The sequence below is a fragment of the Anaerobacillus alkalidiazotrophicus genome, assembly GCF_001866055.1.
The window spans coordinates 389,728-406,648 of the sequence record NZ_MLQS01000030.1 but is presented as its reverse complement, the minus strand read 5'-3'; the positions used below and the strand labels follow the sequence as shown (position 1 = coordinate 406,648).

The window sequence follows — 16,921 nt, the reverse complement described above, 5'->3', positions numbered from 1 at the left end:
ACAAATGTTCAACTTCTTCAGTAAACGCAAATATAGTAATTACCTAATTTGTGATAACAAACCCTGTTAAACTTTTATAGGGCTACCATTAATGTATGTTATTAGACTGAAGATGATTATAATAAAAAACTATTTAATGATAACGTTGAGGGATATTTATTGTCAATCGCTCGTTTTATTGTTTGAATTTTTTGACTTTTGTGAATACAAGTGTAGAATAACTTTTTTATTTGTTATCTTGTTAATTTTTCTTACAGATAAAACTTGTAGTTAGTTCTTTATTTTTTAGTATTTGAAGATATAATACGCTTTTTAATCTCAGGGGTCAACCACTTTTTTTAAAATAATTAGATAATTTCGAACACTCTCTTTATGTGCATACGCTTACACCTATGTAAATAAAAGGATTTCACTATTTTAAAAAATAAAGTTTTTTTAAATTAATAAAAATAGATATTAAATTGGTGAGTTTTAATAATTTTTGTTAATCTAGATAACAATCTTTAGAACTGGAATTTACATTAGTAGAATACCTTTTTTTTACAAAAATATAACTGCATTTTATTAAGGGTAAGTTCTAACATAATTGACATTACCTCCAATCCAATGCCTGCCTCAAGATCCATTGATCTAATTTTACTAATGAGGAAAGAAAGTTAGTAGCCTAACTAAACCTAATAAATTGGACTTTACTTTCTTCAGGATAGAAGAAGGAAGTTCCCTAACTCGGATAAGGTTTTAGTTTGGTTCCTTCCCCTAAACTACTTTATTTCCTTAAATCGCGGAAACAGAAATGGCCATGAGGATAATAAAATAGGATTAATTTAGTTATCATCATAACATCAGAGCACCTCCTATATTTTTTCTCATCCCCACCTCTAAAATACATTTTATGCAAAAACAAAAAAAGCTCAAACCTATTGTTATAGATTTAAGCTTTTGGTTATGTATAAATGGCGTCCCAGGAGAGATTCGAACTCCCGACCGACGGCTTAGAAGGCCGTTGCTCTATCCTGCTGAGCTACTGGGACACTATTTGGAGCGGGTGATGAGAATCGAACTCACGACATCAGCTTGGAAGGCTGAGGTTTTACCATTAAACTACACCCGCAGTTTTAATTAATTATAAAATATTTATTTTATCCACGCAGTTTGGCCTTACCATGTCTCTTCCTCTTCCCGATAATTCATAGAAGTTTTTGCGTTGAGACAACTCGCTGCCTTTTTCACAGATGTTTCGCTCGTGGCTGAGGTTTTACCATAAAATACACCCGCAATTTTAACATTTGTTATTCGGCATGTACTCCAATACAATTACCAAGGACAAAATATATTATATAACTTCATACACTGAATGTCAACATATTTTTAAACGTAGCGACTTTTTTTCTCACAATTTTTTTTGTTAGTCGCTACGTTTATATTACACTAATTGGAAACTATATTTCAAGTCTTGTATTTCATTTCCTTTATGGTCAAAAAAAGTTATATAGGCTGTATCTTCTTTGAAATCGATAATAGCATAGCTTCTTTCCATCCTTTTTCTAGGCAAACGAAAACTTCCAGGGTTGATATAAACCACTCCATTTTCTTGAAACGCAACAGCTATGTGTGAATGGCCAAAACAAACTAGTTTTGCTCCTAACTCTTCTGCTCGATAAGAAAGCTTTACCGCAGATTCCTTAACATTATAATAGTGACCATGTGACACAAATATATTTATTCCTGATATCTCTATGTTTATTTCATCCTGATAGTCATTACCAAAATCACAATTTCCACCTACAATAAGTAAGTTGTCGTAAGCGGAAAATGCTTTATTAGGTATTTCAGAATCACCGCAATGAATGATAATATCAACTTCACTTTCATATCGATCAAGTAATCCGAACAATTCATCCCTCAGACCATGACTATCACTAATGACAAGAACTTTCATGATAAATCTCCTTTTAAAGAACTGATTGTATTACTTCTTTCATCTTTTTTAATGCCAATGCCCGATGACTAATTTCATTTTTTTCTTCTTTTGAGAGTTCAGCCATTGTTTTATTCTTTTGCGGGATATACATAATAGGGTCATAACCGAAACCATTTTCACCTTTAGGTTCATGAGTAATTTTCCCTTCACATGTTCCGTCAACCAATATTGTACTATGTCCTGGAATCGCTAGTGCCAATGAACAATGAAAACGGGCAGCACGCTCCGAGTCTTTTACGCCTATTAGTTCATGTAAAACTTTCTCCATATTTGCACGATCATCTTTATTTGGCCCTGCGTATCTAGCTGAAAAAACCCCAGGCTCTCCATTCAGAGCATCTACAATCAATCCAGAATCGTCAGCTAAAGTTGCAATATTATATTGTTTCGCAATGGTTTCAGCTTTTTTTGTTGCATTCTCACGAAATGTTAGACCATCCTCGACTACATCAATAACACTTTCTAAATTAAGTAAAGATTTTACACGAAATCCAAATTGAGAAAATAGTTCCTCAAATTCACGAATTTTCCCTTTATTTTTCGTCGCAATTAAAATTTCTTTCAAAAAGGCCACCTACAATTCTTTTTTAGGAAGTACTTTTATTTTATCTGCAAAGTCACCAATAGCAGCCCTTTGTTCTATAAATAATTCATCAATACCCTTTTGGGCTAATTCTAACAATTGATTAAGTTGATCTCTAGAGAAAGTTGCCTCTTCACCAGTTCCTTGCAATTCAACGAATTGACCACTACCAGTCATTATTACGTTCATGTCAACATTCGCACTTGAATCTTCTATGTAATTTAAATCAAGAATTTCTCCAAGCTTCTGATCAATTCCAACCGATACAGCTGCTAAGTAATCTTTAATTGGGAATTTATCAATTTTACCTGAATCCATACATTTTTTTACCGCTAATACTAATGCGACAAATGCTCCGGTTATAGAAGCCGTTCTAGTACCACCATCAGCCTGTATCACATCACAATCAATCCAAATTGTCCGTTCACCTATTTTCTCTAAGTCAACAATCGACCTTAATGCTCGGCCAATTAATCGTTGTATTTCCATTGTTCTCCCGGTAACTTTCCCTTTCGAAGACTCCCGAATATTTCGTTGTTCTGTCGCTCTTGGTAGCATAGAATATTCCGCAGTAATCCAACCTTTACCTTGATTACGTAGAAATGGTGGAACCCGATCTTCAATACTCGCTGTACATATAACTTTTGTATCACCTATTGTAATTAACACTGACCCTTCTGGGTGTTTAATAAAATCCGTTTCTATACGAACCGGTCTAAGTTCATCTAATTGACGTCCATCAACACGCATTCATACTCCTCCTTTATTTCATTCAAATTCTATCATACCAATGTTTAAGTTTTTCTACAAACCTTATATCATATATATATTTTCTCTAATATTCCTATTAAATAATCCATACTAATTAGGCACAGTTTATATGTTATACAAACTCCAAGTTACTAGGTCATCTTTATTCTTAGCTAAAAAGTGGTAAAGGCCGTTCTGAATTTAATGTTATTCGTAAACGAAATGAGGTGTCTTAGCTTAGACACCTCACAATATAATTGTTAGTATTTACCTGAGTTCACTTTAAGTGGTCTCGATACAGGTTCTGACAACAACTCCCCTGTAGCCATTTGCACTTCACTTTCACCATTAACTTCAATTGCTACTTTTTCAACACCACTTTGCTCAGTTAATGATAATACTAGGAGATTTAAAACTTCGTCACTGATGGCTGTTCCTTCATTATGATTTAGGACCGCTTCATTAAAGTTTACAGTAACCACACCATTTGCATATCGCGGTTCTTCTAGTAATTCAACACCAGAACGGAAATCAGTTAACAATCTAGAAAAGCTAGAAGGTCCCATTAATAGCTGTGAAATAACTGCTGTTAATTGATCTTCTTTTGCGTTAACTCTTCTCGTAACAGGAACATAATAAACATTATCACCATTTTGCGCTAAGAAATATACTGTTACAGCCTTACTATTAGTTACGTCTACTACATTCTCCGTTTCAAGATTTATACCATTTAAACGACTTAAACCTTCACCAATAGGTGTTTCGTTTACAGGCATTACTTCTTGATCATAACCATTAATACGGATCTTTACAGCTTCTACACTATCAAATTGAGTTAACGTCCATGTGATTGCTTGAAGGAGCTTTAATTCATCTTCTGGACGATACTCTTTAAATTGCTCAGAAAAGTCCGCAATGGCTATCCCGTCTTTAATATTCACTCCATAAATTTCAGTTCCAGCTGGAATTACAGCTTGAAAACCGTTTGGTAAATACTGTGTTACCGGACCGTCTTTCACTAAATATTCCAACGCTTGTTTTGCAACACCTTCAGTTTTAGGTAACGCTAACGTTTGTGGTGCCACTAATCCATTTTGATCAAGCAAGTATAGCTCTCTCTTAGTTTCTTCATTCACCATATCAGTATTTGTTTCTTCAGTAACCATTTCCTCCTCCATGCTAAATTCGAAGGAAGTACTTTCGTCAACATAACTGATAGGTGGCGGATCAGTTTCATCCATTATTTTATTTGCCCCAAAACTACAACCGGATACAAGAAATGCTAGTGCAATCAGCACTGGAACTCCTGTTTTGAAACTTCTATGCATGCTTTTCCCTCCTTAGGTGGTTTGTACTATTATGTATACGAGTTATTTTTGTTTTTAGACCAACCCTTTTGGTAAATTTATTCTTTAAAAGGGATTCTATTAAAGAAAAGCGCAAGCGCCTTGGTCACGAGCGATAGGCACTGGAAGACCTTTGACAGAAGCCGCTCTTTGGCTTCCGAAAAAGCCTGAAGTGACCGAGCTCGTAGGCGCTGAAGCTAGACAGTTTCCAAGTTAGAAATTTACAAATTCTGATTATGTAAGAAAAGCGCAAGCGCCCTTGCTCATCGACGTAATAAGCTGGACTGAGTCGAGTGAGATATAGGAGAGTCGAAAGTCGTTAGACTTTCGTTCTCGACTTATTGTAGACGAGACGAAGGAAGCTTTCTAGTCGATAGGGCACTTGCGCTAGACAGTTTCTAAGTTAGAAATTTTATACTTCCTTACCTGATTAAAACAAAAAAGCCCTTCTCAAAGGACTTTTTACGTAAGTTTTATAGTAGTAACTAAAGGAACGTTGGTTTCTAACCAGCTTTGGGCAAAGTTTTTAAAGCGAATTTCTTCACCAGTTGTATAAAAAGTATGATTAGGTCTTCTATTACCAGTGTAGAGAATTCCTTTATGATATAAAAGGGCACTTACTTCTCGAGCGGTTTCATCCCCAGATGAAATAATCTCAATTTCATTACCCATCACTTCTTGAATTACTTCACTTAAAAGTGGGTAATGAGTACAACCTAGAATAAGCGTATCGATGTTGGTGCCTTTTAGTGGAGTTAAACTTTTAGAGACAGCATCATAAGCTTCTTGGCCGTTAAATGCCCCCCTCTCTACAATTGGAACAAAAAGTGGACAAGCTAAACTTTCAACTTTTACTTTATTATTAATGCTTGTAAGTGTTTTTTTGTATGCTCCGCTATTAATGGTACCAACTGTTCCTATCACTGCTACATGATCATTTTTTGTAACTTTTAATGCAGAAATAGCTCCAGGGTGAATAACACCGATAACAGGAATAGATAATTTACTTTTTGCTTCTTCTAACACCACTGCCGTAGCAGTATTACATGCAATAACTAACATTTTTATTTCTTTTTCAAGTAAGTAATTTATCATTTCCCAAGTGAATTTTCTAACTTCTTCCTGCGGTCTAGGGCCGTACGGACAACGAGCTGTATCCCCAATATATAAAACCTCTTCTTTAGGAAGTTGACGTAACATCTCTTTGACTACCGTTAAGCCTCCTATACCCGAATCAATAACTCCTATTGCTCTATTCAATGCTTTCCCTCTTTTTCGTCTCTAAATTATTACTCTCTTTTCATTTCTTGATAAAGGTGACTTAAGTTTTGTTCAAGCACATTAACTTCTTCTTCAGATAAATGTTTAAGTACATCATTCAAATAGTCTTGACGCTTAATAATCACTTGTTCAATAATTGTGGCACCTTTATTTAGTAAATGTATTCGAACAACCCTTCGATCATTTGTATCTTTGACTCTCTCGACTAACTCGTTTTTTTCCATGCGATCAACTAAATCTGTTGTTGTGCTACATGCTAAGTACATTTTTGTAGATAATTCACCAATTGTCATATCTCCATATTCATGAAGCCACTGCAAAGCTACGAATTGTGGTGGGGTAATAGGAAATTGTGTTAATATTTCTCTCCCCTTTTGTTTTACAATATCAGCAATCATACGTAATGATTTTTCGATATGCACCACTTGCTCCATTTCTTTATTTAGTTTTTCTCCCATTCTGTACCTCCTTAATTGGATAATCACCAGTTCGACATATTATGTTTTCATTTTCCTTGTTTTTTATCATAATTTCAAGTCTTCTATCGTAATCATTTCACAAAATATTTTATCCTACTCTTGAGGGGTAGAAAGACCACCACCTCAAAAACAAGAAAAGCGCAAGCGCCTTGGTCACGAGCAGCTGCTCCTGTGCCACTCCGTTTGCTCAAGAGCAAAGCTGCATGAAGCTAATCAACGAAGGATTTCAAGAGGTAATTGAAGTCAGTTGCTTGACTGAAGTGACCGAGCTCGTAGGCTGCTTGCGCTAGACAGTTTCCAAGTTAGAAATTTATAAATTCTGATTATGTTAAAAAAAACCGAAAAGTTTTTGTTGGGGATTAACTCCCCCTAAAGAATCGGATAGAATAATTTCATCAGTGAAAGCTAATGATTAGTTAATATTATTCCTGTGGTAAAAGTTAAACAGCATTCAGTGAGAGATGAAGAAATCCCCACTGATTGTTGTTTAGCTAACAGTTTTTGTAAATCCTACCTTACCAAAACCGGAATATATTTATATTAAGTACAGGACGTAGAGTTTAGCTAGGGAACGTAAAATAAAGGAGCTATAAATTTATAGCCCCTTTAAATGGTAAATTACTTAAGAACTTTAGTTTTAACTAACTCTTCAACTTCCGTTGCAGTGCTTAGCATTAAAGCTTCATTAGCAATATTTTCTAGTTCTTGTTTAGAAAGTTTTGCAATTAACGTTCGAGCAGGTAAAATCGAAGTTGCACTCATACTAAATTCGTCTAGACCTAGACCTAAAAGTAGAGGAATAGCAATTTCGTCTCCTGCCATCTCGCCACACATCCCAGCCCATTTACCTTCTTGATGAGCCGCCTTAATAACAGAACTTACCAAACGTAAAACAGCTGGGTTATACGGCTGATACAAATATGAAACTTGCTCATTCATACGATCAGCTGCCATTGTGTATTGGATTAGATCATTGGTACCGATACTAAAGAAATCCACTTCTTTTGCAAAAATATCAGCAATCACAGCAGTAGATGGAATTTCAACCATCATCCCTACTTCAATTGTTTCTGAAACTTCTACTCCATTAGCTTTTAACTTTTCTTTTTCATCATTAAGGATTGCTTTAGCTTCACGTAACTCTTCAAGAGTAGCAATCATCGGGAACATAATTTTTAAATTTCCATAATGACTTGCTCGAAGAAGAGCTCGTAACTGTGTGCGGAAAATGTCCTGTTCTTCTAAACACAAGCGGATCGCTCTGTATCCTAAGAACGGGTTCATTTCTTTTGGCAATTCTAAGTATGGTAACTCCTTATCTCCACCAATATCTAGAGTTCGGATAACAACAGGTTTTCCTTCCATCTTTTCAACAACAGTTTTGTAAGCTTCAAACTGCTCATCTTCTGAAGGAAGTTCATTTCTACCCATATATAAAAACTCAGTACGATAAAGACCAATTGCTTCTGCACCATTATTAATAACACCCTCAAGATCATTTGGCGTACCAATATTAGCAGCTAATTCTACATGATGTCCATCTTTAGAAAGAGTCTTCTCGTTAACAAGCTTTGCCCACTCTCTTTTTTGAGCTTCAAAACCTTCTCTTTTTGCTTCATATTCTGAAACTTCTGCATCTGTTGGGTTAACGATTACAGTTCCTTCTATACCATCTACAATAACAAGTACTCCAGCTTCAATTTGTGTAGTAGCTTCTTTCGTACCTACTACTGCAGGAATTTCTAAAGAGCGAGACATAATCGCTGAATGCGATGTTCTTCCACCGATATCTGTCGCAAAACCTTTCACATAATTGCGGTTTAATTGAGCTGTATCAGACGGAGTTAAATCTTCACCAATGATAATAACTTCTTCGTTAATACTTGCTAAAGATGCTGTTTGAACACCTAACAAGTGACCAAGGACACGTCTAGAAACATCACGAATATCGGCTGCTCTTTCTTTCATATATTCATTATCCATGCTTTCAAACATAGTAATAAACATCGAAGAAACATCATCCATTGCACTTTCAGCATTAATATTTTCAGATTTAATTTTATCCTTTACAGAATCAACAAGCTCAGGATCACTTAAAACGAGTAAGTGCGCTTCAAAAATAGCAGCCTTATCATCACCCATTTCTTGTTTAGCTGTTTCTTGAATAACTTTTAATTCTTTTTTTGATTGTTCTATAGCTAAATCAAGTTTACTTACTTCTTCATCAGTATTATCAACCGATTTTCGTTCAACTGTTAGATCTGGATTCTCCAATTTAAACGCTTTCGCAATGGCAATCCCGCTAGAAGCGCCAATACCTTTAATTAGTTTTGACATTACTCTCCTAGACCACCTTTAATTACTTCTTCGATAGCAGCTAAAGCTTGATCAGCGTCAGATCCTTCCGCTTTAATCGTTACATCAGCACCTTGTCCAACTCCAAGTGACATAACACCCATGATAGACTTTAAATTAACTGTTTTCTCTTTGTATGTTAATGTGATGTCAGACTGAAATTGCCCTGCTTTATTTACTAATAATGTTGCTGGTCTTGCATGAATTCCCGTATCTGCTGTAATTTTAAAAGTTTTTTCTGCCATTTAAAACACTCCTTAATAGAATTAATAAAATTTTTATTGAACTTCGAAACTAACCTAATAAAAATTCAAAAAAAGTTAGAGTCAAAAGTTTTAACAAAACCCTTGTATGTAGATCGTTTACAAAACAAAAGACATGGGTAAAGTTAAACATGACGAAAAAATAGATGATTCTAGTATTAGAATTCCCCATATTATCGTACATATATACAACTTTACTCATGCCTGATCGGATCAGTAACACGTAAATTTTGTTCTGTTGCAACAAATTATAGCACAATTCAGCAAATGTTTTCAATAGCTTTAGTTGAAAAATAAAGACGTTTACATAAGAAGGCGTCCGCCTATAGGCGACAAACACTGGAAGGCCTACTCTAGCGGTCGGTTTTTGACCGAAAGAGTAGGCCTGAAGTGGTCGAGCCGATGGCGCCTGGAGCTAGACAATTGAAGTCAGTTGCTTGACTGAAGTGACCGAGCTCGTAGGCTGCTTGCGCTAGACAGTTTCCAAGTTAGAAATTTTATGCTTTCTTACCTTGTAAAAAAGCCGGCCTTCTAAAATAGAAAGCCGGAACCATTAAATTTCTAGATAACCTAACCGCACTAACTCAATGACTGCTTGCGAGCGCCCCTTTACTCCAAGCTTTTGCATTGTGTTCGAAATATGATTACGAACAGTCTTTTCACTTATGAATAGCTGCTGTGCAATTTCCTTTGTAGTCTTGTCTTGAACTAGTAATTCAAATACTTCCTTCTCACGTTTTGTGAGTAGTGGCTTAGGACGGAATTCGTGATCTTTCAATTAATTCACCCTCTCTTGCACGGGCTGCAGTGAATAGGATATTTTAATATTTAGCTACGATATCCTATGTAAGGGGATGTTCCCATGTGACTTATTTATGAGAAGATGTGAAAGAAGTTTCGTCTTTTTTTATAAATTCCGTGCCCATTTTTATCTTTTTGATCCTTAGATTACTTTAGCGATAAAGGGGCACATTCTATTAATAATTATTATCACTACCAAAGAAGTTTTTAAAAGATTGTATTGTTGTGTCACGGTTTAGAGCCGCAATAGATGTCGTTAAAGGAATTCCTTTAGGACATGCTTGAACACAGTTTTGAGAATTACCACAATTTGATAAACCACCATCATCCATTATTGCTTCAAGTCGTTCCGCTTTATTCATTGCGCCTGTTGGATGAGCGTTAAAAAGACGAACCTGAGACAATGGCGCCGGACCAATAAAAGGAGATTTACTATTAACATTAGGACATGCCTCTAAGCAAACTCCACATGTCATGCACTTAGACAATTCGTATGCCCATTGACGTTTACCTTCTGCCATTCTTGGACCTGGCCCTAAATCAAATGTCCCATCGATAGGAATCCACGCCTTTACTTTCTTTAAAGATTCAAACATTTTCGTGCGATCTACTAATAAATCACGAATGACCGGAAACGTACGCATCGGTTCTAACCGAATCGGTTGCTCAAGTTGATCAATAAGAGCAGTACAGGATTGCCTTGGTTTCCCATTAATAGTCATCGAACAGGCTCCACATACTTCTTCTAAGCAACTCATATCCCACGTGATAGGAGTTGTTTTTTTACCGGATGCATTTATTGGATTTCTACGCATTTCCATTAAAGCTGAGATGACATTCATATTTTCACGATACGGTATTACAAATTCGTCTTTGAAAGGCGTAGATTCGGGATCCGCTTGTCTGGTAATGATAAATCGAATGGTTTTTTGACTCATGCCTTTTCACTCACTTTCTTTTTAGTGGTGTAGTCGCGCTTTCGCGGTTTGATTAATGAAACATCTACTTCTTCATATTCAAACTCTGGACCATTCAATTGAGCATTATATTTTGCCTTTGTTGTCTTTAACCATTCTTCATCATTACGGTCTGGAAATTCTGGCTTGTAATGTGCCCCCCTACTTTCGTTACGGTTATAAGCACCTATTGTGATTACTCTTGCTAAATTTAACATTCCTTCAAGTTGACGTGTAAAGGCTACACCTTGATTACTCCATTTTGTTGTATCTGAAATATTTATATTTTTATAGCGCTCAATTAACTCTAATATCTTCTCATCCGTTTTTAATAGACGTTTGTTTTCACGAACTACCGTCACATTTTCCGTCATACTAGCACCAAGTTCTTGATGAAGTTGGAATGCATTTTCTTTCCCATCCATTTTTAACAGTGAATCGAATTTACTTTCTTCCTCTTTTAAGTAACGGTCATATAATGCTGTAGAAATATCTTCAACAGACTTTTCGAGTCCATTTATATATTCAACAGCTTTAGGGCCTGCTACCATCCCACCGAATATGGCAGAAAGTAACGAATTTGCTCCCAGACGGTTGGCACCGTGTTGTGAGTAATCTACTTCCCCGGCAGCAAATAAACCAGGAATGTTTGTCATTTGATTATAATCTACCCATATTCCTCCCATAGAGTAATGAACTCCAGGAAAAATTTTCATTGGTACCTTACGAGGATCATCTCCCATGAATTTTTCATAGATTTCCATAATACCACCAAGTTTAATATCCAATTCTTTAGGATCTTTATGTGAAAGATCGAGATAGACCATGTTTTCTCCATTAATTCCTAACTTCTGATTCACGCACACATCAAAAATTTCTCGTGTAGCAATATCACGAGGTACTAAGTTTCCATACGCAGGATATTTTTCTTCTAAAAAGTACCAAGGCTTTCCATCTTTATATGTCCATACACGTCCACCTTCTCCACGAGCTGACTCACTCATTAGGCGAAGTTTATCGTCTCCCGGAATAGCTGTAGGATGAATTTGGATAAACTCACCATTCGCATAATATACACCTTGCTCATATAATTTAGCAGCAGCAAAACCTGTATTTATCATTGAATTAGTTGATTTACCGAATACTATCCCTGGACCACCTGTAGCAATAATTACTGCATCACCTTTGAAGTATTCAACTTTTGAAGAATTTAGATTTTGAGCAACAATTCCACGACATATACCATCATCATCAATTATTGCTGATAAAAATTCCCAGCCTTCAAACTTATTAACGAGACCTTTTGTTTCAAACCTTCGCACTTGCTCATCCATCGCATATAATAATTGCTGACCTGTAGTGGCTCCAGCAAAAGCTGTTCGATGATATTGAGTACCACCAAAGCGACGAAAATCTAGTAATCCTTCAGATGTACGGTTAAACATCACACCCATGCGGTCAAATAAATGAATAATACCAGGTGCAGCTTCACACATTGCCTTAACTGGTGGTTGATTTGCTAAAAAGTCACCACCATAAATAGTATCATCAAAATGTTCAGCTGGTGAATCTCCCTCACCTTTTGTATTTACAGCCCCGTTTATACCACCTTGGGCACAAACAGAGTGAGAACGTTTTACGGGAACAACTGAAAATAAATCTACTTTAACTCCTGCTTCTGCTGATTTTACTGCGGCCATTAATCCTGCTAGACCACCACCAACTATCACAATTTTTCCTTTACTCATATGAGATCACTCCTCCATATTTTGCTAGATAAATGCTAAGATTGCACGAATACCAACAAACGTTAACGCCACGAAAACACCAAGCGTTACATAGGTTGAAATTTGCTGTGACCTTTGAGTAATGGTGATTCCCCATGTGACGAAAAACGACCATAGTCCGTTAGCAAAGTGAAACGTTGCCGCTACTATTCCTACAATATAAAACGTTAAGATAAACGGATTAGCGACGATATTGGCCATCATATCAAAGTCAACAGGCGTTCCTAAAGCAGCAGCAACTCTTGTTTCCCAAACATGCCAAGCTAAAAAAATTACTGTAATTACTCCAGTGGTACGTTGTAATCTAAACATCCAGTTTCGAAAGTAACCATACGTATTTGTGTTATGCTTTGCTTGAAAAGCAATAAATAGACCATACACAGCATGGAATAGTAAAGGTAAAAATATGAAAAAGATTTCTAATAAGTACCTGAATGGGAGATTCTCCATAAAATGAGTTGCCGCATTGTAACTCTCAGCACCATGGACTGCAGTATAATTAACCATTAAATGAACAATTAAAAAAATTCCCACTGGTATAACACCTAATAAAGAATGTAACTTACGATATAAAAATTCTCGATTTCCAACCATACGTTTTCCTCCTGTCCATTGTTTTTTAGTAGGTTTATTCATCGGATAATTCTATTTTGGTAAAGTCCTACTACCAATATTTATTCATTAACTTTGAATGATTTCCTCTATTTATATAACTTTTCTATAAAAATACCTTAGAGACCCTTTAAATTATGTACAAATCTTAGTTATTGAAAACCTTATTTATGAAACCTTTGGTTTGCAACTGCATTTTTTGAAAATATTATGACAATTTCATTTTAACGTCTATATATATTCAGCGTCAAGAAAGCGAATACAAGTTAATACTAATGAAACAAAAAAATAATGCAAAATGGCTCATTGAAGTATATACTTTCAATGAGCCATTTATTACCCTATGATAATTCGTTCGGTAGGATACTTATAATAACTTTTCGTTTCCTTTTTACGAATTGAGAAAAGAAAAGCAATGAGTCCTACACGTCCAATAAACATCAAAACCATTAATATCATTTGACTTGGCAAAGTTAAATCTGGCGTAATCCCCATAGATAATCCACAAGTTCCAAAAGCAGAACTTGCTTCAAATATGATTGCCATCAAAGCTATTTCACTACTATTTTCAAAAGCTGCAATTAAAATAATCGCTAAAAATAACATAACGAGAAAAACAGATAATACTATGAATGATTTTTGTCGATCTTCTTGATGTATCTCCCGACCAAATACTTTGACATCCGTTTTCCCTAATGCAAAACTACGAATGGTTAAAAACATAACTGCTAAAGTTGTCGTACGAATCCCACCACCCACACTCGATGGGCTTGCACCTATAATCATCAAACCTGACAACAGTAATAATGTTGCTAAGCTAAGTTGCGAGACATCCATTGTTGCTAGCCCACCGCTTCTTGCTGTAGCTGAATTAAATAACGAATAAAATAGTTGTTGATGCCATTCAAGCTCCACATAATAGTGGCCCATTTCCAACAACCAAATTGATACAAAACCAAAAACAAAAACAATGAAATAAGTGGTTGTGGTAATCTTTGTAAATAAGCTAAATTTAAAATTCGGGTGAGCTTTTGAAAAGTATTGCTTCAATTCCATTAATACCGGAAAACCAATTGCACCAGCAAAGATCAATAAGACAACAATTAGTTGTACAAAATAATCATTAGCAAAAGGAATTAATGATTCTCCAGTCACGTCAAACCCGGCATTTGTGAATGCACTTAAAGATGCAAAAGCGCCTTGATAATATGCTTCTCCAACCGTATCAAAGTAATTTAAAAAGTATGTACCTAATATTAAAGCTCCAATTAGCTCAATAATTAATGCAACAAACAAAATACCGCGCATTAAATTTACTAAGCCAGAAAATGTATTTTGATTTTGGTCAACCATAATCAGCATTCGTTGTGACAAAATGATCTTCCTACCAAATAACATCCACACAAACGTCCCAAGGGTCATAATACCAATTCCACCCAACTGGATGGCAATGGCTAAAAAGATAATTCCTATATAACTAAATGTCTCTGAAACATTTACAACTGTTAGCCCCGTCACACTAACTGCACTAACTGAGGTAAACAATGCTTCAGAGTAAGTAACTGAGACACCAGGAAGGTGTGAAATCGGCAAATATAATAACAAGCTAAATAAAAACATTGCTATTATATATGAAATAATAATAATTCTGAATGGGGTTAGAAATTTCCCCTTTGAAAAATTCATAACTACATACCTCCGAATCCACTCGGGGTTTAGTATACCATATTTTGCACAAGTTTATATAGTACATTCTAAAGGAAAAGAGATATAATAATAACTGAATGTACGGCAAAAAAAGTGGGGGAAAAAAATGATTTTTAAACATAAAGAGAGAAATTTAACTGAACACACCGAAGAGTTACAAATACCATTGTTTGGCTATGAACTCTTAAGAGAGGAAGTACTTCCCGACCTATTAGGAAAAGACCATAATGTTATTTTATATTGGGCAGGAAAATCATTAGCTAGAAAATATCCACTTTCTTCAATTGACGAACTGATCGCTTTTTTTGATAAAGCGGGTTGGGGCAACCTAGTATTAGTGAAGGAAAAGAAGACAGAAGCAATGTTTGAATTAACTTCATTTCTATTTGATCAAAAAAAATCGTTTTCTGCTCCTTTAGAAGCTGGTTTTATAGCAGAACAAATCCAAAACATACAAGGATTTATTACTGAAGCAAACGAGGTTTCTAAAATAGGAAAGTTAAAAAAAGTTGTTTTTCATGTTAAATGGGATCTAGAAGACCGTGTTACAACATAGTAAACAACTAAAAAAGGAAATAACTTTATGGTTTTCTACCATGTAAAAAAGAGTTGAACCATAATCAATTGGTTAACTCTTTTTTGTCTTTTTTCACTTTATCTTTGAAGAACTTTTATTTCGTCTAACTTAAATTCTTTATGTAGCGTTTCTACCGCCTTAACCATTTCATTTTGATCAATAACTGTTGAAACTTTAATCTCAGACGTACTAACCATCTTTATTAAGATTCCTACATCAGAAAGAGACTTAAACATAATTCCGGCTACCCCAGGGTTTGAAATCATTCCAGAGCCAACAATTGAAACTTTTGCCAGCCCTGTTTCATGTTGGATTTCCTCATATAAAAGAACTGAGCGATTTCCTTCTAAAACCTCAAGAGTTTCAGTTAACTTTTCAGAGTTAATTGAAAAAGAAATATTGGTATTCTCACTATCAATCACATTTTGAATAATAATATCAACGTTAATATTGTTTGCTGCTAGCGTAGTAAATAGATTTGATAGCCCTGAAATATTATTAGGCATCCCACACACTGAAATTTTTGTTACATTACTTTCAAAAGCTAACCCTCTTACAACTAGATTTTCTTCCACTGACGCTTCCTCCTCTATCATTGTTCCTTCTTCCTCAACCATACTAGAACGAACTGTTAACTTCACTTGGAAATTTTTCGCAAATTCAACCGCACGAGGGTGTAAAACCCCAGCACCTAAATTTGCTAATTCCAACATTTCATCGTAAGAAATTGAACTTAACTTTCTAGCCTCTTTCACCACTCTAGGGTCAGTTGTAAACACACCTGTAACATCTGTAAAGATATCACATCGGTCCGCCTTTAAACCTGCAGCTAAAGCTACGGCTGTCGTATCGGAACCTCCTCTTCCTAATGTGGTAATCTCTCCACTTTCTGTTACCCCTTGAAACCCTGCGACAATAACAATTTTTCCTGTGGTCAAATAATTCGTTATTTTTTCTTTTTCAAAATTAACAATTCGAGCATTGCTATGGCAAGCTTCCGTTATTATTCCTGCTTGCCACCCCGTTAGCGATACTGTATCATAACCTCTTTCTTGAAGTGCCATTGCTAAAATCGATATAGTTACTTGTTCACCTGTAGAAAGTAGCATGTCCATCTCACGCTTACTCGGCTTTTCAGTAACTCCTTTTGCTAATGCAACTAATTCGTCTGTAGATTTTCCCATTGCTGAAACAACCACAACAACTTGGTCACCATTTTCAACAGTATTAATCACTCTGTTTGCTACATTTTTAATTCGTTCGATATTACCAACTGATGTTCCACCGAACTTTTGAACAACTAAAGCCATTTGACTACCATCCTTTCAAATTTTAGTTTCCCAAAAATTCTATCCCTGTAATTCATTCGTGAAAATCCCGTCCTACATACGATAATAAACAAAAAGCATCAGTAAGGAAGACTCCTCACTGATGCTTTAACAA

The 16,921-nt window shown here is 35.5% G+C and carries 15 protein-coding genes and 2 tRNA genes; 1 reads left to right on the top strand and 16 read right to left on the bottom strand.

The genetic code is table 11. The annotated features are described in order from the left end of the window. Window positions 1-954 precede the first annotated feature (954 nt). The 15 genes from BKP45_RS17915 to BKP45_RS17845 form a co-directional block, all read right to left on the bottom strand. Window positions 955-1,031, bottom strand: a tRNA-Arg gene (locus BKP45_RS17915). A 6-nt stretch (window positions 1,032-1,037) separates the two neighbouring features. Beyond that, window positions 1,038-1,111, bottom strand: a tRNA-Gly gene (locus BKP45_RS17910). A 312-nt stretch (window positions 1,112-1,423) separates the two neighbouring features. After that, window positions 1,424-1,939 (bottom strand): metallophosphoesterase family protein, encoded by a 516-nt coding sequence (locus BKP45_RS17905; protein WP_071389942.1) that lies wholly within the window; start codon window positions 1,937-1,939, stop codon window positions 1,424-1,426. Between the two features lie 13 nt (window positions 1,940-1,952). After that, window positions 1,953-2,546: an XTP/dITP diphosphatase gene (locus tag BKP45_RS17900; RefSeq protein WP_071389941.1), complete on the bottom strand. Its 594-nt coding sequence runs from the start codon at window positions 2,544-2,546 to the stop codon at window positions 1,953-1,955. 9 nt (window positions 2,547-2,555) lie between these two features. Further along, entirely contained in the window at window positions 2,556-3,314 is a 759-nt protein-coding gene (gene rph, locus BKP45_RS17895) for a ribonuclease PH (protein ID WP_071389940.1), read from the bottom strand. A 260-nt stretch (window positions 3,315-3,574) separates the two neighbouring features. Next, entirely contained in the window at window positions 3,575-4,642 is a 1,068-nt protein-coding gene (locus tag BKP45_RS17890) for a GerMN domain-containing protein (RefSeq protein ID WP_071389939.1), read from the bottom strand. 480 nt (window positions 4,643-5,122) lie between these two features. After that, a complete protein-coding gene (racE, locus tag BKP45_RS17885) occupies window positions 5,123-5,920 on the bottom strand; it encodes a glutamate racemase (RefSeq protein WP_071389938.1) in 798 nt (265 codons plus the stop codon). A gap of 29 nt (window positions 5,921-5,949) precedes the next feature. Further along, the gene (locus BKP45_RS17880) at window positions 5,950-6,399 is read right to left on the bottom strand and encodes a MarR family winged helix-turn-helix transcriptional regulator (protein ID WP_071389937.1); all 450 of its coding nucleotides are present in this window, start codon (window positions 6,397-6,399) and stop codon (window positions 5,950-5,952) included. Between the two features lie 639 nt (window positions 6,400-7,038). Beyond that, complete coding sequence (ptsP, locus tag BKP45_RS17875) at window positions 7,039-8,757, bottom strand: phosphoenolpyruvate--protein phosphotransferase (protein WP_071389936.1); 1,719 nt, start codon at window positions 8,755-8,757, stop codon at window positions 7,039-7,041. Beyond that, window positions 8,757-9,020 carry a phosphocarrier protein HPr gene (locus tag BKP45_RS17870; RefSeq protein ID WP_071389935.1) on the bottom strand — a complete coding sequence of 88 codons (264 nt, stop codon included), beginning with the start codon at window positions 9,018-9,020 and terminating at the stop codon, window positions 8,757-8,759. Before BKP45_RS17870 ends, ptsP begins: the two co-directional genes overlap by 1 nt. 571 nt (window positions 9,021-9,591) lie before the next feature. Beyond that, window positions 9,592-9,816 (bottom strand): helix-turn-helix domain-containing protein, encoded by a 225-nt coding sequence (locus BKP45_RS17865; protein WP_071389934.1) that lies wholly within the window; start codon window positions 9,814-9,816, stop codon window positions 9,592-9,594. Window positions 9,817-10,015: 199 nt separating this feature from the next. Further along, window positions 10,016-10,777 carry a succinate dehydrogenase iron-sulfur subunit gene (gene sdhB, locus BKP45_RS17860; RefSeq protein WP_071389933.1) on the bottom strand — a complete coding sequence of 254 codons (762 nt, stop codon included), beginning with the start codon at window positions 10,775-10,777 and terminating at the stop codon, window positions 10,016-10,018. Continuing rightward, on the bottom strand, window positions 10,774-12,543 hold the full coding sequence (gene sdhA, locus BKP45_RS17855; protein WP_071389932.1) for a succinate dehydrogenase flavoprotein subunit: 1,770 nt from the start codon (window positions 12,541-12,543) through the stop codon (window positions 10,774-10,776). Before sdhA ends, sdhB begins: the two co-directional genes overlap by 4 nt. A 24-nt stretch (window positions 12,544-12,567) precedes the next feature. Next, window positions 12,568-13,176, bottom strand: coding sequence for a succinate dehydrogenase cytochrome b558 subunit (locus BKP45_RS17850; RefSeq protein WP_071389931.1), 609 nt, complete (start codon window positions 13,174-13,176; stop codon window positions 12,568-12,570). Between the two features lie 354 nt (window positions 13,177-13,530). Continuing rightward, window positions 13,531-14,880, bottom strand: coding sequence for a TrkH family potassium uptake protein (locus BKP45_RS17845; protein WP_071389930.1), 1,350 nt, complete (start codon window positions 14,878-14,880; stop codon window positions 13,531-13,533). A gap of 127 nt (window positions 14,881-15,007) precedes the next feature. Here BKP45_RS17845 and BKP45_RS17840 point away from each other — a divergent pair, with 127 nt between their 5' ends. Continuing rightward, complete coding sequence (locus BKP45_RS17840; RefSeq protein ID WP_071389929.1) at window positions 15,008-15,457, top strand: YslB family protein; 450 nt, start codon at window positions 15,008-15,010, stop codon at window positions 15,455-15,457. A 98-nt stretch (window positions 15,458-15,555) separates the two neighbouring features. Here BKP45_RS17840 and BKP45_RS17835 read toward each other — a convergent pair whose 3' ends face one another. Continuing rightward, a complete protein-coding gene (locus BKP45_RS17835; RefSeq protein WP_071389928.1) occupies window positions 15,556-16,788 on the bottom strand; it encodes an aspartate kinase in 1,233 nt (410 codons plus the stop codon). Window positions 16,789-16,921: the final 133 nt, after the last annotated feature.